This window comes from Clostridium sardiniense (assembly GCF_019753795.1).
GTDB lineage: Bacteria > Bacillota > Clostridia > Clostridiales > Clostridiaceae > Clostridium > Clostridium sardiniense.
In genome coordinates this window covers 95,159-116,367 of sequence record NZ_JAIKTU010000002.1, presented here as the reverse complement: position 1 = coordinate 116,367, position 21,209 = coordinate 95,159, and the positions used below count along the sequence as shown (strand labels likewise).

23 protein-coding genes are annotated in these 21,209 nt (G+C 30.4%); 22 read left to right on the top strand and 1 reads right to left on the bottom strand.

Annotation, left to right across the window (positions count from 1 at the left end):
- The first annotated feature begins 42 nt into the window (after window positions 1-42).
- Entirely contained in the window at window positions 43-2,691 is a 2,649-nt protein-coding gene (locus K5V21_RS02385; protein WP_221858828.1) for a calcium-translocating P-type ATPase, PMCA-type, read from the top strand.
- A gap of 52 nt (window positions 2,692-2,743) precedes the next feature.
- On the opposite strand, the gene K5V21_RS02380 is transcribed toward K5V21_RS02385, so the two are convergent.
- Window positions 2,744-3,415, bottom strand: coding sequence for a YczE/YyaS/YitT family protein (locus K5V21_RS02380; RefSeq protein WP_221858826.1), 672 nt, complete (start codon window positions 3,413-3,415; stop codon window positions 2,744-2,746).
- A 488-nt stretch (window positions 3,416-3,903) separates the two neighbouring features.
- Between K5V21_RS02380 and K5V21_RS02375 the strand changes: the two genes are divergently transcribed.
- From K5V21_RS02375 to K5V21_RS02275, 21 genes are all read left to right on the top strand, one after another.
- Entirely contained in the window at window positions 3,904-5,034 is a 1,131-nt protein-coding gene (locus K5V21_RS02375; RefSeq protein ID WP_221858823.1) for a 1-propanol dehydrogenase PduQ, read from the top strand.
- A gap of 220 nt (window positions 5,035-5,254) precedes the next feature.
- On the top strand, window positions 5,255-5,605 hold the full coding sequence (locus K5V21_RS02370; RefSeq protein WP_204595411.1) for a BMC domain-containing protein: 351 nt from the start codon (window positions 5,255-5,257) through the stop codon (window positions 5,603-5,605).
- A gap of 3 nt (window positions 5,606-5,608) precedes the next feature.
- Window positions 5,609-6,040, top strand: a complete 432-nt coding sequence (locus K5V21_RS02365; protein WP_204595412.1) for a EutP/PduV family microcompartment system protein — start codon at window positions 5,609-5,611, stop codon at window positions 6,038-6,040.
- 18 nt (window positions 6,041-6,058) lie between these two features.
- Entirely contained in the window at window positions 6,059-6,634 is a 576-nt protein-coding gene (locus tag K5V21_RS02360) for an ANTAR domain-containing response regulator (protein ID WP_204595413.1), read from the top strand.
- Complete coding sequence (locus tag K5V21_RS02355) at window positions 6,624-8,024, top strand: sensor histidine kinase (protein ID WP_221858821.1); 1,401 nt, start codon at window positions 6,624-6,626, stop codon at window positions 8,022-8,024. Before K5V21_RS02360 ends, K5V21_RS02355 begins: the two co-directional genes overlap by 11 nt.
- A 157-nt stretch (window positions 8,025-8,181) precedes the next feature.
- Window positions 8,182-9,615, top strand: a complete 1,434-nt coding sequence (gene eutA, locus K5V21_RS02350; RefSeq protein ID WP_221858819.1) for an ethanolamine ammonia-lyase reactivating factor EutA — start codon at window positions 8,182-8,184, stop codon at window positions 9,613-9,615.
- 19 nt (window positions 9,616-9,634) lie between these two features.
- Window positions 9,635-10,999, top strand: a complete 1,365-nt coding sequence (locus tag K5V21_RS02345; RefSeq protein WP_221858817.1) for an ethanolamine ammonia-lyase subunit EutB — start codon at window positions 9,635-9,637, stop codon at window positions 10,997-10,999.
- A 15-nt stretch (window positions 11,000-11,014) separates the two neighbouring features.
- Entirely contained in the window at window positions 11,015-11,899 is an 885-nt protein-coding gene (eutC, locus tag K5V21_RS02340; RefSeq protein WP_221858814.1) for an ethanolamine ammonia-lyase subunit EutC, read from the top strand.
- A 20-nt stretch (window positions 11,900-11,919) separates the two neighbouring features.
- Window positions 11,920-12,573 carry an ethanolamine utilization microcompartment protein EutL gene (gene eutL / locus K5V21_RS02335; RefSeq protein ID WP_221858812.1) on the top strand — a complete coding sequence of 218 codons (654 nt, stop codon included), beginning with the start codon at window positions 11,920-11,922 and terminating at the stop codon, window positions 12,571-12,573.
- Between the two features lie 12 nt (window positions 12,574-12,585).
- Window positions 12,586-13,320 (top strand): BMC domain-containing protein, encoded by a 735-nt coding sequence (locus K5V21_RS02330; RefSeq protein ID WP_221858810.1) that lies wholly within the window; start codon window positions 12,586-12,588, stop codon window positions 13,318-13,320.
- Window positions 13,320-14,786, top strand: a complete 1,467-nt coding sequence (locus K5V21_RS02325; RefSeq protein WP_221858808.1) for an acetaldehyde dehydrogenase (acetylating) — start codon at window positions 13,320-13,322, stop codon at window positions 14,784-14,786. The genes K5V21_RS02330 and K5V21_RS02325 overlap by 1 nt, the downstream gene beginning before the upstream one ends.
- 97 nt (window positions 14,787-14,883) lie before the next feature.
- Entirely contained in the window at window positions 14,884-15,168 is a 285-nt protein-coding gene (gene eutM / locus K5V21_RS02320) for an ethanolamine utilization microcompartment protein EutM (protein WP_195971225.1), read from the top strand.
- A gap of 81 nt (window positions 15,169-15,249) precedes the next feature.
- The gene (locus K5V21_RS02315; protein WP_204595421.1) at window positions 15,250-16,041 is read left to right on the top strand and encodes a cobalamin adenosyltransferase; all 792 of its coding nucleotides are present in this window, start codon (window positions 15,250-15,252) and stop codon (window positions 16,039-16,041) included.
- Between the two features lie 13 nt (window positions 16,042-16,054).
- Window positions 16,055-16,678, top strand: coding sequence for an ethanolamine utilization phosphate acetyltransferase EutD (eutD, locus tag K5V21_RS02310; protein WP_221858807.1), 624 nt, complete (start codon window positions 16,055-16,057; stop codon window positions 16,676-16,678).
- Between the two features lie 25 nt (window positions 16,679-16,703).
- On the top strand, window positions 16,704-17,378 hold the full coding sequence (locus K5V21_RS02305; RefSeq protein ID WP_221858806.1) for an ethanolamine utilization protein: 675 nt from the start codon (window positions 16,704-16,706) through the stop codon (window positions 17,376-17,378).
- A gap of 13 nt (window positions 17,379-17,391) precedes the next feature.
- On the top strand, window positions 17,392-17,664 hold the full coding sequence (locus K5V21_RS02300) for a EutN/CcmL family microcompartment protein (protein ID WP_204595424.1): 273 nt from the start codon (window positions 17,392-17,394) through the stop codon (window positions 17,662-17,664).
- Window positions 17,657-18,208: a BMC domain-containing protein gene (locus tag K5V21_RS02295; protein ID WP_221858805.1), complete on the top strand. Its 552-nt coding sequence runs from the start codon at window positions 17,657-17,659 to the stop codon at window positions 18,206-18,208. The genes K5V21_RS02300 and K5V21_RS02295 overlap by 8 nt, the downstream gene beginning before the upstream one ends.
- 18 nt (window positions 18,209-18,226) lie before the next feature.
- Window positions 18,227-19,324 carry an ethanolamine utilization protein EutH gene (gene eutH, locus K5V21_RS02290; protein WP_221858804.1) on the top strand — a complete coding sequence of 366 codons (1,098 nt, stop codon included), beginning with the start codon at window positions 18,227-18,229 and terminating at the stop codon, window positions 19,322-19,324.
- A gap of 25 nt (window positions 19,325-19,349) precedes the next feature.
- Complete coding sequence (locus K5V21_RS02285) at window positions 19,350-19,817, top strand: cupin domain-containing protein (protein ID WP_221859166.1); 468 nt, start codon at window positions 19,350-19,352, stop codon at window positions 19,815-19,817.
- Window positions 19,818-19,987: 170 nt separating this feature from the next.
- Entirely contained in the window at window positions 19,988-20,497 is a 510-nt protein-coding gene (locus tag K5V21_RS02280; RefSeq protein ID WP_221858802.1) for a hypothetical protein, read from the top strand.
- A 52-nt stretch (window positions 20,498-20,549) separates the two neighbouring features.
- The gene (locus K5V21_RS02275) at window positions 20,550-21,200 is read left to right on the top strand and encodes a TIGR01906 family membrane protein (RefSeq protein ID WP_221858801.1); all 651 of its coding nucleotides are present in this window, start codon (window positions 20,550-20,552) and stop codon (window positions 21,198-21,200) included.
- Window positions 21,201-21,209 lie beyond the last annotated feature (9 nt).

The following is a 21,209-nucleotide window of genomic DNA, read 5'->3' as shown; positions in this document are numbered from 1 at the left end:
CATAGTATTTTATATAATATTAAAAGATAGGAGTATAGAGAATTGTATAGTGGGTTAAATAAAAAAGAGGTAGAAAAAAGCAGGGATAAATATGGTCGCAATATAATAGTAGAAGCTGAACCTGAGACGTTTTTTCATAAATTTAAAGAGGCCTTTGGAGATCCCATGATTAAATTGTTACTAGCAATTGCAGCAATACTTGCAGTTATGGCTTTTATGGGATATGCAGAATGGGGAGAGCTTGTTGGTATTGTTATATCTGTATTTTTAGTAACATTTATATCAGCTAAAACAGAAATGGCATCTGATAATGAGTATAGGAAACTTAAAAGTAGTGCTGAAAAAGATATCTGTAAAGTCTATAGAGACGGTAAGGCTATAGAAATACCAGTTGATGATGTAGTAGTTTCTGATTTAGTAATTCTTGAGTTTGGTGATAAAATACCAGCTGATGGTATTTTAATAAGCGGTGATTTAAGAATTGATAATTCAGCTTTAAATGGAGAGGCAGAAGAGTGTGAAAAGATTGCTGTATCTAAAGATTATATATATGATGGAGAGGTTGCAGTTACAGGAGATATTTTTGTAGATAAATCATCTTTATTTAGAGGTGCTGTTGTATTTAACGGTTATGGAGTAATGGAAGTTAAAAAGGTTGGAATGAGTACTGTTATGGGATCAATGGCTGAAGATATGGCTGAAGAGGATGTTGAGAGTCCATTAAAGGTTAAATTAACAGATTTGGCTGATAAAATATCTAAATTTGGATATATTGGAGCTGTTGTTATTGCTTTAGCATTAATATTTCATAAGGTACTTATAAGTGGAGGTATTAATGCATATTTAGATACTGGATTTGCATTTGTACTTAAAGATTTTCTTGAAACTATAATGCTTGCTGTTGTAATAATAGTAATGGCAGTTCCAGAGGGGTTACCTCTTATGATTGCTATAGTTCTTATGAGAAATACTGCAAAAATGCTTCAAAGAAATGTATTAGTTAGAAAACCAGTTGGAATTGAAACAGCAGGATCACTAAATATATTATTTAGTGATAAGACAGGTACAATAACAAAAGGAAAGCTTGAAGTTGTAGAGTTTTTTGATGGTAACTTAGAGAATAGTTATAACAAAAGTAAAACAATTAAAGAACTAGTCTCTCTATGTATAGGTAAGAATACTACAGCAATGTTTGATGCGGATAATCAAGTTATTGGTGGTAATGCAACAGATAAAGCCTTATTAAACTTCTTAACAAAAGAAGAAATGGATAAGTATTCTAATATAGTAGTAGAAGGAACTCAACAATTTAATTCAAAAAATAAATATTCAGCAGCTCAATTAAAACATACAACTGTATATAAAGGAGCACCAGAGAAATTATTGGCTAATGCTAATAGATATGTTGACAAAAATGGAGAAATACAAGAACTAAGTAGAGATAAGATAGAGAAAAAGATAGATCAATTAGCAGAAAAGGCAATGAGAGTACTTGCCTTTGCATGTAGCGACAGTGAATTAGTGTCTGATGAACTTCCAAACGATTTGGTGATTGTAGGATTTGTAGGAATAAGAGATGATGTAAGACCAGAAGCAAAGATAGCTATAAAAGAAGTTCAAAACGCAGGTATACAAGTAGTTATGATTACTGGAGACAGAAAAGAGACTGCTGTAGCTATAGCTAAAGATAGTGGTTTAATAAATAGTAGTAATGATATAGCTTTAACATCAGATGAACTAAATAGTATGACAGATGAAGAAGTTAAAGAAATACTTCCACGTTTGAAGGTTATTTCAAGAGCATTGCCAACAGACAAATCAAGAATGGTAAAATTGGCACAAGAATTAGATTTAGTCTGTGGAATGACAGGTGATGGAGTAAATGATGCTCCAGCGCTTAAGAGGGCGGATGTTGGATTTGCTATGGGATCTGGTACAGATGTAGCAAAGGAAGTCGGCGATATAGTTATACTAGATGATAATTTTAAATCGATAGAAAATGCGATACTATATGGTAGAACTATATATAATAATATATTGAAGTTTATAAAATTCCAATTAACTATAAACGTAGCAGCTGTAGCTGTTTGTGCCATTGCACCATTTTTAGGAATAGAACAACCTTTAGGAATTACTCATATTTTATGGATAAACCTTGTAATGGATGGACTTGGAGCCTTAGCCTTAGGTGCGGAACCACCTCTTAAGGAGTATATGGAAGAAAGACCAAAATCAAGAAGTCAAAGTATTGTTTCTAAAAAAATGATGACTCAAATTTTATTTGCAGGATTCTGGGTTACTTTAGTTAGCTTTATATTCTTAAAAACACCATTCTTCTTAAGCTATTTTGGAAGTGAAGCAGAGCTTATGACAGGATTCTTCTCAATGTTTGTATTCATGGCTGTAGCAAATGGATTTAATGTTAGAAATGAAGGCGTTAATATATTAGAAAATATTAATGAAAATAAAGGTTTCTTAAAAGTTATGGGAATAATAGTGTTAGTTCAAATTGGATTAACATATGTTGGAGGAGATTTCTTTAAATGTACTCCAATAAGCTTAAAGGGATGGCTATTAGTAGTTGGTATAGCGTTAACTATTATTCCGTTTGATATGATAAGGAAAATTATAGTAAAAGCAAAAAATAACGGTAAGGAAAGAGATGAAGAAAAAGAATTTGCTGTTAGATAAAATTGGGTAAATAAAAAAGGGTGCTTATTAGCACCCTTTAGCTTATCTTAAATTATTCTGCTATTTCATTAGCCATAGCTTCTAATTGATCGTCAGTATATATAACTCTATGTACAAATTTTTCTAATCTAGGCATAAAGAATTGTATTAAAGGTCCTTGAAGTAATGCTGCGATTACAGTACCTATACCAATTACTCCTCCTAGCAAATATCCAACAACAAAGAATGTTATATCCATAGCTATACGAACTACACGATATTGAAGTTTTGATTTATCTGATAATAAAAATGGTATTACATCATTTGGAGCAACTCCAAGCTCAGTAGCTTTAAGTAATGAAAAACCTATAGCGATTATTACGCAGCTAAGAACTAGTAATAACATTTTAAATACGATATTTAGGTTTTCAAAGTGCATGTCTCTAAAAACTCTAATCATTAGATCAATAAATGGACCAGCAGATATCATAGCAAGAACTGTACCTATATTTATGTAGTGTCTTGCAAAAATTAATATGATAACTAAGAAAGTAAATGTAATAATCATATTACCTATTCCAGGTGTTATACCTACAACCTTAGCTAATCCTTGAGTAAATACTGTAAATGGGTCAGAACCTATATTAGTTCCTATAAATATTGCTACACCTATTTGAATTATCCATACACCAAGAAAGAAAAATACTAGTTTCTTAATTAATTGTTTACAATCAAGCTTTTTCATCACTTAACCTCCGTATTAAAAAATATATAGTGCTCAAAACCACTCAAGCACGAAATAAAGAATATCACAAAAGTTTTAATAAATGAAATTGAGAAAATTTCAAATGTGCATGTTTACATATATCATTTACATAAAATATTTCAATGTAACAAGTATTTACATAAGTTTTTGTTAAGAAAATAATTGATTTATTAAAATAATGATAATTTTATTCTTGTATTTTATCTGTCATAAAATATCCATAAACATTCAATTTCTGTCATAAGTCTATGTGACAGAAACTAAAAGTGTCACTACTTGGAAATTGTGTAAGTAAAAAATATCTACTATAAATACAATATAAAAAGTAAACATATAGATTGACAATGATTACACAACAGAGTATATTTTTTATATACACAATGAAGTGTATAAGAGAGCAAAGGAGCTCCATAGATATCTATGGAGCTCCTTGTTTTTTTATATGGAAAAGTATAGGAGGATGTAAAATGAAAAACTTTGGGATTAAAACAAATATATATTTTGGTGAGGGTTCTTTAGAGTATCTACAAAATATAAAAGGTAAGAAAGTGTTTGTAGTAACAGATCCATTCATGGTTAAGTCTGGAACAATTAATAAAATTACTGATAATTTAATAGGAAGAGAGTATGAAGTATTTAGTGATATAGTACCAGATCCCCCAATAGAGCTCGTTGTAAGTGGTATAGAAAAGATAGGAAAGTTTAACCCAGATACTATTGTAGCTTTAGGTGGAGGTTCTGCAATTGATGCGGCAAAGGCTATTATGGATTTTTCAAAAAAGATAGTAAATATTAAAGAAATAGAGTTTATTGCAATACCGACAACTAGTGGTACTGGTTCAGAGGTTACATCTTTTGCTGTTATAACAGATAAGGAGAAGGGAATAAAATACCCATTAGTTTCAGATGAACTATTACCTAATTCAGCAATATTAGATCCAGAACTAGTTAAAAGTGCTCCAGATTTTATAACGGCAGATACTGGAATGGATGTTTTAACTCATGCAATTGAAGCATATGTATCAAAAAATGCAACAGATTTTTCAGATGCACTTGCAGAGAAGGCTGTAAGTTTAGTATTTAAATATTTAATTAGAGCATATAAAGATGGAAATGATATGGAGGCTAGAGAAAAAATGCATAATGCATCATGTCTTGCAGGACTTGCTTTTAACGCAGCATCTTTAGGAATAAATCATAGTATAGCACATGTTCTTGGAGGTAAATTCCATATTCCTCATGGAAGAACAAATGCAATTTTATTACCTCATGTAATTGAATATAATGCTAATATTTCAGGCTATACTTCTACAAATTATTCTATTACTGCAAATAAGTATTCAAATTTAGCAAAAATTGTAGGATTATCAAATTCTAATATAAGAGGAAATGTTAAGAGTTTAGTAAATGAGATAAAGAAAATGCAAAAAAATATGAATATGCCAACTACCCTTTCAGAATGCGGAATTAAGAGTGATGAAGTTCTAAAAGTGAAAAATGAAATAGCTGAAATTGCAATTAAAGATGCTTGTACAATTACTAATCCAAGAACACCAAACGACATAGAAATAATAGACATTTTGCAAAAAATTAAATAATATAAAAAAATATTGACAACTATTTACTTAAGCAATATAATTTAATTATCACAAAGGTGTGATGTTTAAATTGAAAGCAACGGGGCTTCTTAAAAGATACTCTATCCAATGAAGGATTTATCTTTAAGGAGCTTTTTTTGAACAATGGATGAAAAGGTTTTATAGAAATTTAAAGTTATTCAAATATATTTAAATTTCTAAGATAAAAGGTGGTATAAGTATGGGGAATGAAGAAAAGCAAAGAGTTGTCCAGGAATATGTTCCTGGTAAGCAAGTTACTCTTGCTCATATAATAGCAAATCCAACAGATGATATTTTTAAGAAGCTTGGATTAGTCTTAGATAATAAAGATGCAATTGGTATTTTAACAATAACACCAAGTGAAGCATCAATAATAGCAGCAGATGTTGCAACTAAAGCTTCAGGAGTAACACTAGGATTTATTGATAGATTCAGTGGATCAGTAGTTTTTACTGGAGATGTAAGTTCAGTTGAATCTGCGTTAAGTGAAGTTTTAGATGTTTTAGGAAACTTACTACAATTTACATCAACTGTAATAACGAGGACTTAAGATATGAGTAGAGTTATATTTATAGGAAAAACAGGAAGTGGAAAGACTACTCTTTGTCAAAAATTAAATGAATTAGAAATTAAATATAAAAAGACTCAATCAGTAGAAATATATGATAATTCAATTGATACTCCAGGGGAATATTTAGAAAATAGAAATTTATATAGTGCACTAATAGTAACAGCAGCAGATGCTGATATTATAGCACTTGTATATGATTCTACAGAAGACGAAGGGTATTTTGCTCCTGGTTTTGCAAGTATGTTTTGTAAAGATGTTATAGGAATTATAACTAAGATAAATAAAGTTTCTAAAAATAGAATAGAGATTGCAGAAGATAGGATAAAACAAGCTGGAGTTTCAAGGATTTTTAAAGTTGATACTTTAGATGATGTAGGAGTAGAAGAATTAAGTAATTATTTAAAAGCGTTTTAATTTGAGGTGAATGGTTAAATGGAAAAAAACATAGTAATAGTCGACGATGAGCCTATTACAAGGATGGATATAAGAAGCATCCTAGAAGCTAAAGGCTACAATGTAGTAGGTGAAGCAAATGATGGATTTAATGCAATAGAAGTTTGTAAAAAGTACAAGCCAAATCTAGTAATAATGGATATAGATATGCCAAATTTAGATGGAATAAGAACAAGTAAAATAATTACTAAGGATAATTTAGCTGGAGGAGTAATACTATTAACTGCCCATGAAGGTGATGAGTATTTAGAAAAAGCTAAAAGTGTAGGAGCATTTGGGTATTTAGTTAAACCTATAGAAGAGAAATCTTTTATAAGAAATATTGAAATGTGTTTATCTAAAGTTTCAGAGTTTGAAAAGTTAAAAAAAGATTTAGATAATGTAAGTAATAAATTAAATGAAAGAAAAATAATTGAAAGAGCAAAAGGTATATTAATAAAGGAATTTAATATATCAGAAGACGAGGCTTATAGAAGAATTAGAAAACTTTGCATGGATAAAAGAACTACGATGGCAGAGATTGCTAAGGTAATAATATTAGGCTATGAAGATTAGAGATACAATTTATGACTTATGTATAAAAAACACATATCTAAAACAAAATGATATAGAAAAAATTATAGAAGTGTCCAAAACAATAGGTGTTATGGCAGACTTTTATGATGGAGATGTGTTTATAGATGTTTTATCAATGGATAAAAATAAAGCAATTGTAGTATTTCATGCAAAACCAAGTACTGTAAAATCCATGTATTTAGAGGATATGACGGGTGAAGAAGCATTAAGAGAAAATGAGCCCGGTGTATTAAAAACTTTAGAAACTGGAGTTCCTTGCAAAGATATAACAGCAGTAACTCAAGAAAATAAAATTGTAAAGCAAAAGATACAGCCTATTGTAAATGATAATAAAGTTATAGGTGTAATAATTGCAGAAAAAGATATAAGTGAAGAGGTAAAAGAAGAGTTTAGGATAAAGAACTCAAATGAAGAACTTGTTGATTTAATGAAGAATAATGATATTATAACAGATAGCTTAGATGATGCTGTTTTAATATTTGATAATACAGGCAAATTAATAATTAGCAATAAAAATGCTAGTGACATATATAAAAAATTAGGATATCTTCAAGATATAAAAAATATGAGTTATGATAATTTATCATTGACTAAAATTAAATATAATGAGTTAATTAAAGAGCTTAAAAAAGAAAATAAAGTGATAGAAGAAATTAAATTTGCTGATTATTACTTTAAAATAACAAGAACATTTATAAATAATGAGGGAGAATTTCAAGTTCTTAGTGTAATAAAAGATATTACATATATAAAAAGAAAAGAAAAAGAAATGGAACTTAAAGAAGTTGAAGTTAGAGAAGCCCATCATAGAATAAAAAACAATCTTCAAACAACAGTGGCTTTACTTAGAAGACAAAGTAGAGATTGCATTTATGATGAATCAAAAGAAACACTAGATGAGAGCATAGGTAGAATATTAACAATTGCTACAACTCATGATTTATTATCAAGATGCAAAAATAATAAAGTAAGTATTAAAGAGTCTATAAATTCAATTATAGATAATATAAATTCAATAGAATATGATAGTAGAATTAAAATTTCAATATATGGACAGGATTTTGAAATTTATGGAGAGAAGGCAACGGCGCTATTACTTGCCATAAATGAAATAATACAAAATGCATATAAGCATGCATTTAAAGGTAAAGACACTGGAAATATTAAAATAATTTTAGATAAAGAAGATAACAATATTACAATAACTATCTTAGATGACGGAGTAGGATTTGATTTAAATACTGTTAACTTAGGAGGCCTTGGAATGGGTATAATAAATAGTTATATCACAGAGGTATTAGGAGGGCATATAGAATTATACTCTGGACATGATGGTACAAAAACAATAATAAAATTTTTAAACAATTAAATATATTGTAAAGAATAACTATGAATTACGAAGACGTAGTTTGAATTGAGCAAAGAGGCTTAAGGTTATAGATAGATTAAATAGGAATTATAAAAATTCCATTTTATTTACTGTAACTTTAAGCCTTTTTAGTTCCATAAAAATAGGAGGTGATTATATGAGAGAGGAAATGTTAAGTGTTGGAATAGATATAGGAACGAGTACAACTCAACTTATATTTTCAAAACTAATAGTTGAAAATACAGCATCAAGCTTTTCGGTTCCAAGAATTTCAATAGTGGATAAAGAAGTTATATACAGAAGTGAAGTTTATTTTACTCCATTAGTATCTAATAATGAAATCAACGGAGAAAAGATAAGGGAAATAGTAGAAAAAGAATATAAAAAAGCCTGTGTAAATAAAGAAGATATACAAACTGGTGCAGTAATAATAACAGGAGAAACAGCAAGAAAAGAAAATGCAAATGATGTATTACATACATTAAGTGGATTTGCTGGTGATTTTGTTGTTGCAACAGCAGGCCCAGATCTTGAAAGTATAATTGCAGGAAAAGGTGCAGGAGCTCATATATATTCAAAAGAACATTCAACTTCAGTCGTAAATATTGATATTGGTGGCGGAACAAGCAACCTTGCATTATTTACAAGAGGAGAAGTTAAAGAAACAGGATGCTTAGATATTGGTGGAAGGCTTATAAAATTAGACAAAGTAACTAAAGAGATAACTTATATTTCACCTAAAATAGAAAAGATTATTAAAGACAATAATCTAGGGTTAAAGATTGGGACAAAAGGGACAGTAGAAAATATTAAGCCTGTAGTAGATATAATGGTTAGATTTTTAGAAGAGAGTGTAGGGCTTAGAGAAAAAGAAGATTTGTTTAACTTTATAGTTACAAATAAATCAATTGCTCTAAATGAAAAAATAGAATGTATATCATTCTCAGGAGGAGTTGCAGATTATATATATAACGAATCAGAGATTGATGACTATTTTAAATTTGGCGATATTGGAATAATACTTGGAGAGGCAATTAAAACTTCAAGATTATGTAGTAGCTTAAAAGTAATAAAAGCTATAGAAACAATAAGAGCTACAGTTGTTGGTGCAGGATCTCATACAACAGAAATAAGTGGAAGTACTATTACTTTTACTGAAGATAATTTTCCAATAAAGAATTTACCTATATTAAAGCTTTCAAAGGAAGATGAAGAAAATGGACAAGATTCCATAAAGAAAGCAATAAGGGAAAAACTTAACTGGTTTAAATTAGAGAATGACATTCAAAGAGTTGCAATAGCTGTAGATGGAAAAAAGAGTCCTTCTTTTAAGGAAGTTTTAGAATATGCAAATGGACTTATAGAAGGGATGGAAGAATTAGTAGAGAGAGAGTTACCACTTGTAATTGTTGTTGAAAATGACATGGCAAAGGTACTTGGACAAACTATTTATTCATTATTAAATTTTAAAAAGGATGTAATCTGCATTGATAGCATTAAAGTTGACAATGGAGACTATATAGATATTGGAGGGCCAATAGCTGAGGGTAAAGTATTACCAGTAGTTATAAAAACTTTGGTTTTCAATTAGGATGAGAGGAGAACAACAGATGATTTTAAAAACTAAATTATTTGGACGTACTTATGAGTTTAAGAACTTATACGATGTAATGGCAAAGGCTAATGAAGAAAAATCTGGTGATAAATTAGCTGGTTTATCAGCTGAATCATCAGAAGAAAGAGTTGCAGCTAAGGTTGTTTTAGCTAGTATAACTTTAAAAGATTTGAGAAATAATCCAGCAGTACCTTATGAAATAGATGAGGTTACAAGAATAATCCAAGATGGAGTAAATGAAAAAATTTACGAAGAAATAAAGTCATGGACAGTTTCAGATTTAAGAGAATGGATTTTAGATGATAAAACTACTTCTCTAGATATAAGAAGAATCTCAAGAGGATTAACTTCAGAGATGGTAGCAGCTGTAACTAAGCTTATGTCAAATATGGATTTAGTTTGTGGTGCTAAAAAGATTGAAGTTACAGCACACTGTAATACAACAATAGGTAAAAAGGGAACATTATCTGCAAGACTTCAACCAAATCATCCAACAGATGATCCAGATGGAATACTTGCATCTTTATTAGAAGGATTAACTTATGGTATTGGAGATGCAGTTTTAGGATTAAATCCAGTTGATGACTCTGTTGAAAGTGTTGTTAAAGTATTAAATAGATTCCAAGAAATAAAGGAGAAATTTAATATCCCAACTCAAAACTGTGTACTTGCTCACGTAACTACACAAATGGAAGCAATAAGACAAGGAGCACCAACTGACCTTATATTCCAATCAATAGCAGGTTCAGAAAAGGGAAATGAAGCATTTGGATTTAATGCAGCTACTATAGAAGAAGCTAGACAATTAGCATTAAAACAAGGTACAGCTTCAGGACCAAATGTAATGTACTTTGAAACAGGACAAGGATCAGAACTTTCATCAGAAGCTCACCATGGAATAGATCAAGTTACAATGGAAGCTAGATGTTATGGATTTGCTAAGAAATTTGAGCCATTCTTAGTTAATACAGTTGTTGGATTTATAGGACCTGAATATCTTTATGATGGTAAGCAAGTAATAAGAGCAGGTCTTGAAGATCACTTCATGGGTAAACTTTCAGGATTACCAATGGGATGTGATGCTTGTTATACAAATCATATGAAAGCTGATCAAAATGATATAGAAAATTTAGCGGTATTACTTACAGCAGCTGGATGTACTTACTTCATGGGAATTCCTCATGGTGATGATGTAATGCTTAATTACCAAACAACAGGATATCATGAAACAGCAGCACTTAGAGAAATGTTTGGATTAACAGCAATAAAAGAATTCGATGAATGGATGCAAAATATGGGCTTTATTAAAGATGGTAAATTAACAGATAAAGCTGGAGATGCATCAGTTTTATTAGGATAGGAGGATCAGAACACCATGAATGAAAAAGAATTAAAATTAATGGTTGAGCAATTAGTAAGCCAGATGGTTGGAAGTGGTAATACTGACATAATAAATGAAGCTATAAATAAAGTTTCTAAGACAGTTATAGATACGGAAGGATGCCTTGATGACATTACTGAAATAGATTTAAAGAAGCAGCTGCTAGTTAATAACCCAAAGGATAGAGATGCTTATTTAGATATGAAAGCTAGAACACCAGCTAGACTTGGAACAGGAAGAGTTGGATGTAGATACAAAACTATAACTGCTTTAAGAGTTAGAGCTGACCATGCAGCAGCACAAGATTCAGTATTCTCATACGTAGCAGAAGATTTTGTAAAAAAGAATAATATGCTTTCAATTGAGACTTTATGTGAAGATAAAGATACTTATTTAACTAGACCTGACCTTGGAAGAAAGTTCTCAGAAGAAACTTTAAAATTAGTTAAAGAGAAGGTTGGAACTAACCAAAAGGTTGTAATAATGGTAGGGGATGGACTAAGTTCAGCAGCTATAGAAGCAAATATAGAAGATATTATTCCTTCAATAAAACAAGGGCTTAAGATGTATGGAATTGAGCCAGCAAATGAAATAGTATTTGTTAAGCATTGTAGAGTAGGAGCTATGGATCAAGTTGGAGAAGTTACTGGAGCAGATGTTGTTTGTTTATTAGTAGGTGAAAGACCAGGACTTGTAACTGCAAAATCAATGTCAGCATATATAGCATATAAGCCAACTATAGGTATGCCAGAAGCAAAGAGAACTGTTATATCAAATATTCACGAAGGTGGAACAACAGCAGTTGAGGCAGGAGCTCATATAGCAGAATTAATTAAAACTATGCTAGAGAAGAAAGCTTCAGGAATTGACCTTAAATAGATATTTAGGAGGAAAAAGTTTTGAAGAATGATGCAATAAAAGTAAATGTATTAAGTACGAAAATAATATCAAATGTTAGCCCAGAAATGGCTAAAAAGCTTAATTTAGAGTCACATCATAAAAGTCTTGGATTAATAACTTCAGATTGTGATGATGTTACATATACTGCTTTAGATGAAGCTACTAAAGCTGCTGAAGTTGATGTTGTATATGCAAAGTCAATGTATGCAGGAGCAGGAAATGCTTCAACTAAACTTGCAGGGGAAGTAATTGGTATAATTGCAGGACCAAGTCCAGCAGAAGTAAGAAGTGGACTTAACGCAGTTATTGATTTTATAGAATTTGGACCAAGTTTTATAAGTGCAAATGATGATGATTCAATAGTGTACTATGCGCACTGTGTATCTAGAACAGGTTCATATCTTTCAAAGGTTGCAAATATAAGAGAAGGAGAAGCATTAGCTTATCTAGTTGCTCCACCTCTTGAAGCAATGTATGCATTAGATGCAGCACTTAAGGCAGCAGATGTTGAGTTATGTGAATTCTTTGAACCACCAACAGAAACAAACTTTGGAGGAGCATTACTTACAGGATCACAATCAGCTTGTAAAGCAGCTTGTGATGCATTTGCAGAAGCTGTAAGAAGTGTTTCAGAGAATCCATTAGGATTTTAGTAGGCAAAAATTATGAGTAAAGCATTAGGCCTTATAGAAGTAATAGGATTAACTCAAGCTATTGTTGCAGCTGATGCAGCTGTAAAGTCTGCAAGTGTCAATATACTTGGCATTGAAAAAGTTACAGGTGGAATAGTAACAGTTAAGATTATAGGAGATGTAAGTGCTGTAACTGCTGCTGTAGAATCAAGTAAGTCAATGATTGAGCATAGTGGAAACTTAAGAAGTGCACATGTAATCTCAAGACTTCATGAAGATGTATTTAGCATAGTAGAAGAAATAAATACTAATAATAGGATTTTTAAGGATCAATTAGATATTAATAAAAAAGAATCTAACGGTGTAGACAATGTAGAGACTCAAGGATTAGAGGTTGAAACTTTAATTGTACAATCAGATATAAAGATTGAGAATATTAAAGAAAATTTAAAAATTGAAGAAATACAAGTTGAAAACTTAGATATAGAGATTGAAAAAGTCCAAGAAATAGATGAAATAAAAAACTTAGAAGTTATAGATGAAAAGGAAGGCAAAGAAGATTTAGTAGTTAGTTCTATAAAAAAAGAAGAAGCTAACACAGAAAATAAGTTTAACAGAGAAGAGTTATTAAAAATGACTGTTAAAGAACTTAGAAGATTAGCCTTAACTTTAAAACCAGCAAAGACTTCAAGTAAAATAAAATATCTTAAAAAAGAAGAATTAATAGAGTTACTATTAAAACTAAGCAAAGAAGAGGGGCGTAATTAATGGAACTTTTAGATAAAGATTTATTATCCCTGCAAGAAGTTAGAACTTTAATTAAGGATGCCAAAGAAGCTCAAGAGAAACTAAGTAATATGAGCCAAGAAGAAATAGACAGAATTGTTAAAGCTATTGCAGACGCAGGATATGAAAATGCAGAAAAGCTAGCTAAAATGGCAAATGAAGAAACAGGCTTTGGAAAATGGGAAGATAAAGTTATAAAGAATGTTTTTGCATCAAAGATGGTATATGAATCACTTAAAGATACAAAGACAGTTGGAATAATCAATGAAGATAAAGAAAAGAAAGTTATGGAAATTGGTGTTCCAGTAGGAGTTGTTGCAGGGCTTATTCCTTCAACAAACCCAACATCAACAGTAATTTATAAAGCTATGATAGCACTTAAAGCTGGAAACTCAATTGTATTTTCACCACACCCAAATGCAAAAAATGCAATCTTTGAAACTGTTAGAGTTATAACAGAAGCTGCAATTAAAGCAGGATGTCCTAAAGGTGCAATTGGATGTATGACAATTTTAACAATGCAAGCTACAGATCAATTAATGAAACACAAAGATACAGCATTAATTCTTGCAACTGGTGGAGAAGCAATGGTAAAAGCTGCATACTCATCAGGAACTCCAGCTATTGGAGTAGGACCAGGAAATGGCCCAGCATTTATAGATAAGAGTGCTGATATAAGACTTGCAATTAAAAGAATAATTGACTCAAAGACTTTTGATAATGGAACAATATGTGCTTCAGAACAATCAATAGTAATTGAAAGAGCAATGGAAGCTGAAGTTGTAAGAGAACTAACTTCTCAAGGAGCTCATATATTAAGTGAGTTAGAAAGCAAAAAACTTTCAAAGTTTATAATGAGAGCAAATGGAACTATGAATCCTCAAATTGTAGGGAAAAGCGTTGAAGCAATTTGTGCTTTAGCAAATCTTGAAGGAGTTCCAAGTGGAACGAAAGTTTTAGTAGCTAGAGAAAATAGAGTTGGACACGATGTTCCTTTTTCAAGAGAAAAGCTTACACCAATACTTGCATTCTATGTTATGGACAACCTAGAAGAAGCTATAAACATATGTAGAGATATTCTATTAAATGAAGGTGCTGGACATACATTTAGTATGCATGCTAATAATGATGAATTAGTTAAGAGATTTGCTCTTAAGATGCCAGTATCAAGAATGGTTTTAAATACACCAAGTACTCTTGGAGGAATTGGTGCAAGCACTGGATTAATACCTGCATTAACATTAGGTTGTGGTGCAATTGGAGGAAGTTCAACTTCAAATAATATAGGACCACTTGATCTTCTAAACATAAAGAGAGTTGCAGTAGGAACTTTAGAGTTAGATGACTTAAGAGGAAATGCACCAAAGAATACTGAGAACATTAGCTTAGATGACAAAGAAGAATTAATAAACTTATTAGTTAAAAGAATACTTAAAGAATTAAATTAAATTAAATTAAATTACCAAAACAAAAATAGCTTACAATAAAAATTTATAAATAAAGAATAAAAAATATAAGTATATGAAAATTTAGGAGGAATTTATTATGGCAAACGCAAACGCATTAGGAATGATAGAAACTAAAGGATTAGTAGGAGCAATTGAAGCAGCTGACGCAATGGTTAAAGCAGCAAACGTACAATTAGTAGGAAAAGAACAAGTAGGTGGCGGATTAGTTACTGTAATGGTAAGAGGAGACGTTGGAGCAGTTAAAGCTGCAACAGATGCAGGAGCAGCTGCTGCTGAAAGAGTTGGAGAATTAGTATCAGTTCACGTAATCCCAAGACCACACTTTGAGGTTGATGCTATATTACCAAAGGTTACTGAATAGTTTAAATAAATCTTTATAAGATGTGCTACCTGAAATTAAGGTAGCATATTTTATAGATTTTTGATAGGAGATGTTAGTAATATGGCAGTATTAACGGAAAGTGAAATCAGAAACAGATTAAAAAGAGCAGATTTAAATGAGGTTAAGGAATTTGTCATAGAAAAAGGACAGATAATAACACCTTCTGCAAAATCTTATTTAGCTGAAAAAAATATAGTTTTAAAATACAAGGATGAAGAAGAAAATAATAATTCATCTAAATATAGAGAGCAAAAAAGAGTTGAATTTAAAGAAATAAAATCAGAAGAGCCTAAAGAAAAAAAATATAAGTATGTTACAGTGTTTGGAACAAAACTTGATTATAAACCTGAGCATATGACACATTTAAAGGGAAACCTTCTAGTATTTAAGGACCATAAAAGAATAGTTTTTAGAGGCAGGATGGATACACTAGAGTCAAAAATTTTAGAGAGTCAAATTTTATGTCAAAAAAATGGCATACCAAAGCTTGTAGATGAACTTCAAGAGATGTTGATTTTTGTAAGAAATATGATAAGAGCAGAGGTTTTAGATGAGGATCTTAATGATTTTACACTTCTAGGTCTTAAAGAAGAGGAATTAAGAGCTCAATCACATAATCCTAAAAAATACTTTGGTATTGGGCATGAATTTCCAGACTATAGAATGGGTGAAGTAGTTGTTTCAATAAACAGTTTAAGAGCCTTAACTAGGGAAGTGGAACTTGCTGCATTTGAAGCGTTTAAAGGTGAATATGGCAGTGTTACTAGAGAAGATATAATAAGAGGATTAAATAGATTGTCATCAGCATTCTGGATTATGATCTTTAAAGTTAGAACAAATAAGTACAAGTAACCAGGAGGAAAAAATGAAAGATCTATTAAATAGCATTATAGATGAAGTTGTTAAGAGAGTTAAAGATGAAGCATTTATAGAAGTAGAAGCTTCAGGAAGACATGTTCATTTAACTGAAAAAGATGTAGAAAAATTATTTGGAGCTAATTATAAGCTTACTAAGATAAAAGATTTATCTCAGCCAGGACAATTTGCATGTAAAGAGAGAGTTACAATTAAGGGTCCTAAGGGAAGCCTTAAAAATGTTGTTGTACTTGGACCTACAAGACCAGAATCACAGGTTGAAGTTTCTCTTACAGATGCATTATCATTAGGAGTTAAACCACCAGTTAAAATCAGTGGAGAGCTTTTAGATACTCCAGGTATTACGATTGAAAGTGAGAGAGGATCAGTTAATTTAGATAGAGGATTAATAGCAGCAAAGAGACATATACACGTGTCAAAGGAAGATGCTAAAAAATTTGAAGTTAAAGATAACGATTTAGTTAAAGTTAAGGTTTTTGGAGAAAGACCACTAATATTTGATGATGTAGTTATTAGAGTAAGTGAAAAGTATAATACTTTTATGCATATTGATTATGATGAAGCAAATGCATGTGGATTTAAAACAGGAACATTTGCAAGAATAATAAAATAGACACCTCATAAAGGAGGGACAATATATGAATTATGATGATTTAATTAATTCAATAGTTGAAGAAGTATACAAAAAATTAAACGAAAAAGCTAATTCAACTATTAATGATAAGATTATAGATAAGAAAAAAGCTATTGTGCTATGGGATGATAATTTAGATAATTATTCAAAGTTAAGCTCTAAGTATGAAATAATATCATATGAAGAGGGCATAAGAGAGTATGATGTAGTTATAATTTCATCATTATGTCTTAGAGGATTATCAAATTTAGCACAAGGTTCAAGTATATCAAGTGAAGAGAGATTTATCTTAAAAGCCATTATGCTTGGAAAAGAAGTATACGTAATGGAGAATGGTATAGAATACAGAAGATACAAGGATACTGCACCAGAAGAATTATATAAGAAATTTGTTTTATTTGAAAGAGAATTGGTAAGTTATGGTGTACATGTTATAAAGGATATAGATACTTTACTGCTAGATAGAAATAGTAAAGTTACTAAAGAGAGAGAAATATCAAATGTAGAGATTGAGGAAAAAGTTATAGAACTTAGAAATAAGAAACTTATTTCTGAAGGAGATTTAAAAAAGCCTCATATAAATGGAGCAAAGAAAATTATTGTTGATAAAAAGACAATGATAACTCCTCTAGCATCTGATTATATAAGGATACATCATTTAAAAGTAGAAAGAATTTAAGAGAGGTACTACTATGGAGATAGGAAGAGTTGTAGGAAATTTATGGGCTACAAGAAAAGATGAAAAACTTAGTGGTCAAAGGTTTCTAGTTGTAAAAATTTTAGAATCTAAAGATACTGTGAAAAATGGGTTATATGTAGCTTGTGATAGCGTAGGAGCTGGGAATGGAGATTTAGTTTTAATAACTAAAGGTGGTGCAGCAAGACAAGCAGTTGGTTCAAAGGATGTACCAATTGATGCGACGATTGTTGGCATAATAGATTCCCTTGATATAGACGATGAATAAGAGTATAGGGTCAATTGAATTTAGAAGCATAAGCAAAGGGATAGAAATTGCTAATGAGATGGTTAAGAGGGCAGATGTAGATGTGATTTACGCAAAAAGTATATGTCCTGGGAAGTTTATTATAATGATAAGCGGAGATGCTTCTGAGGTTCATGAGTCCGTTAATTATGGGTTAAAATTTGATAAAAAGTATATAGTTGATTCTTTTATTTTAAATAGAGTTCATGATGATATAGTAAATGGTCTAAAAAATAGATATAAATCAAAAGATATTGAAGGTTTAGCCGTTGGAATTATGGAAACAAACAAAGTTTGTGCTGGATTAGAGGCATTAGATAAAGCTTTAAAATCTGGAGATGTTAACTTAGTTAAGCTTCAATTGGCATTTGCAATTGGTGGAAAATTAGTTTATATATTATCGGGTACGTTAAGTAGTATAGAGCATTCTATTAATACAGCTATTGAGGAAGTAGAGTCTAAAGATATAGTAGCAACTTCAATTATTCCATCTCCAGAAGTGGAGTTTATTAGACACATAATATAATTTGAGGGGGAAAGCAAAATGAGTATTAATGAAATTATCATTTACATAATGGTATTCTTTATGGCTTTAGGAGCTATAGATAAATGTTTAGGAAATAAATTTGGGTTAGGTGAACAATTTGAAGAAGGAATAATGGCTATGGGTTCACTTGCAGTTGCAATGGTTGGAGTTATTTGTTTAGCACCTGTACTTGCAAATGTATTAAGACCAGTAGTTGTACCAATTTTTAATGCATTAGGTGCAGACCCTGCTATGTTTGCGGGATCAATACTTGCAAACGATATGGGTGGAGCTCCTCTTGCTATGGAACTTGCAACTAACCCAGAAGCAGGTTTATTTGGAGGATTAATAGTAGGAGCAATGATGGGACCTACTATAGTGTTTACTATACCGGTAGCACTTGGAATTATTGAAAAGAGAGATCAAAAATATTTAGCTACAGGAATATTAGCTGGTGTTATAACTATACCAGTTGGAGCTTTTGTTGGAGGATTAGTTGCAGGCTTCCCAGCAATGATGATTCTTAAAAACTTAGTTCCAATAATAATCTTTGCAGCAATAATTGCTCTAGGACTTATGAAATTTGAAAAAGCTATGATAAAAGGATTTACTTACTTTGGTAAAGGGGTTGTAGTTGTTATAACTTTAGGTTTAGCTGCAGCTATTATAGAGGCATTAACAGGAATAGTAATTATTCCAGGAATGAATCCAATTAGTGAAGGAATTGAAATAGTTGGAGATATTGCAATAGTACTTGCAGGAGCATTCCCTCTAGTATATGTAATAACAAAAGTATTTAAGAAACCTTTAATGGCACTTGGAAAAGTACTTGGAATGAATGAAATTGCAGCAGCAGGAATGGTTGCAAGTTTAGCTAACAGTATTCCTATGTTTGGAATGATGAAGGACATGGATAATAGAGGTAAGATTATAAATGTTGCATTTGCAGTTTCAGCAGCATTTGTATTTGGAGATCATTTAGGATTTACAGCAGGATTCAATCAAGATATGATTTTCCCAATGATAGTTGGAAAGTTAGTTGGAGGGGTAACAGCTGTTATATTAGCTATGTTTATAGCAAATAAAGTATTATCAAAAGAAGAAGTTACTAAATAGGGTAAGGAGAAGAAGTAATATGGATATGAATAATTTAGACAAATCATTATTAGAGAAATTAGTAAGACAAATAATAGAAGAAAAAATTAATGGATCAAATGATTCAGTAGATTTTGAAAGACATAAAGATATAAGTGGAATAACTTCAGTAAAGCTTCAAACAGTTAAGGTTGATGAATCAAATAGGTTAGATACAGGAAACCCAAATGATGTAGTTTATACTAAAGATGTATTTAATCTTAAAGAAAGTGAAAGATTAGGTTGTGGAATGATGGAAATGAAAGCTACAACTTTTGATTGGACTTTAAATTATGATGAAATAGATTATGTTATTGAAGGTCACTTAGATGTAATTATTGATGGAAGAAAAGTATCAGCAGATGCAGGAGAAATAATTCTTATACCTAAAGGTTCAAAGATACAATTCTCAGTTCCAGAATTTGCAAGATTTATGTATGTAACATATCCAGCAGATTGGGCATCACAAAATTAGAATTATAAGGTTACTTAAATACATTTATAAATAACACTTCTTTAAAAATCCTCTTTGAATAAAAATCAAAGGGGATTTTTTAGCTTTACTTAATAAAAGATACTATATTATATAAAAATAAAGCATACTATATTATATATATATATATATAGTTAGTGGAAGGAATTATTATGAAAAGAATAAAAAATTTTGTTATAATAATATTATTACTGACAGTTTTTGGAGGATGTTATTATATATCATATGCTAATGATGATGGTACTATAAAGTATAAAACTTATGAAAATGAAAGATATGGATTTTCTATAAATTATCCGAGCTTTCTAGTGGAAGATAAGCCATCTACTAATAATGATGGAGTACTTTTTAAAAATAATGATGCTACAGAAGAGTTAATAGTATTTGGGTATAATAATATTGAAAATAAAAGTTTAAAGGAAACTTATGATGAGGATGTTAGTTTAATAAATGATATAAAATATAAGAGTATGGCTGATAATTGGTATGTTATATCATGGGAAGAGGATGGAAGTATATATTATAAGAAGGTAGTAGTTGGGAAAAGGTCAACAAATATATTTTCTTATAAATATCCTAGTAATAAAAAGAAATTATATGATGTAATAATAGAAGAGGGAATAAGAAGTTTTAAGACACCTCTTATTGATGAATATAATTAATTTATTATAACTAATGAATAGAGATTAATTTACTATATAATCGGAGGGGTTTATGAAGAGAAAATTAAAGGAAATACTATTTTCTTTATACATGTTTTTATTTGCATTAGTAACTAGTGTATTAGTTGTATTAAATGCAACTATAATATATAGAATATGTATATCAGCTTTTAAATTAGAAGAGAGTACTGGAGTTTCAGCAAATGCACTTATGGAGGATTATACAAGGGTTATTAATTACTTAAGGAATCCTTTTAATAATAGTCTTAAGTTTGAGAATTTTCCTATGAGTGAACAAGGAGCATATCATTTTTTTGAAGTTAAAAACATATTTTTTGTAATAGAGATTTTGTTTATTATATTTTGTATTATAGCTATCCTGCTTTATACAATGAATAGGATAAATGTTTTTAGTTTTCCAATGAGAAGTCTGAGCTACTTATTTAATACTACAATAATAATATTTGGATCACTTTTAGTGGGATTTTATCTTAATTTTAATTATGTATTTAATAAGTTCCATGAAATATTCTTTAATAATGATTACTGGATATTTGATGAAAGAACTGATCCTATAATTACGGCATTACCAGAAGAATTTTTTATGATTTGTGGAATAGCATGCATAGTGCTTACTATAGGAATTGCATTAGTTTCAAAATTAATATATATAAAATATAAAAGAAAAACTCTAAAGTTATAGTACTCTAGA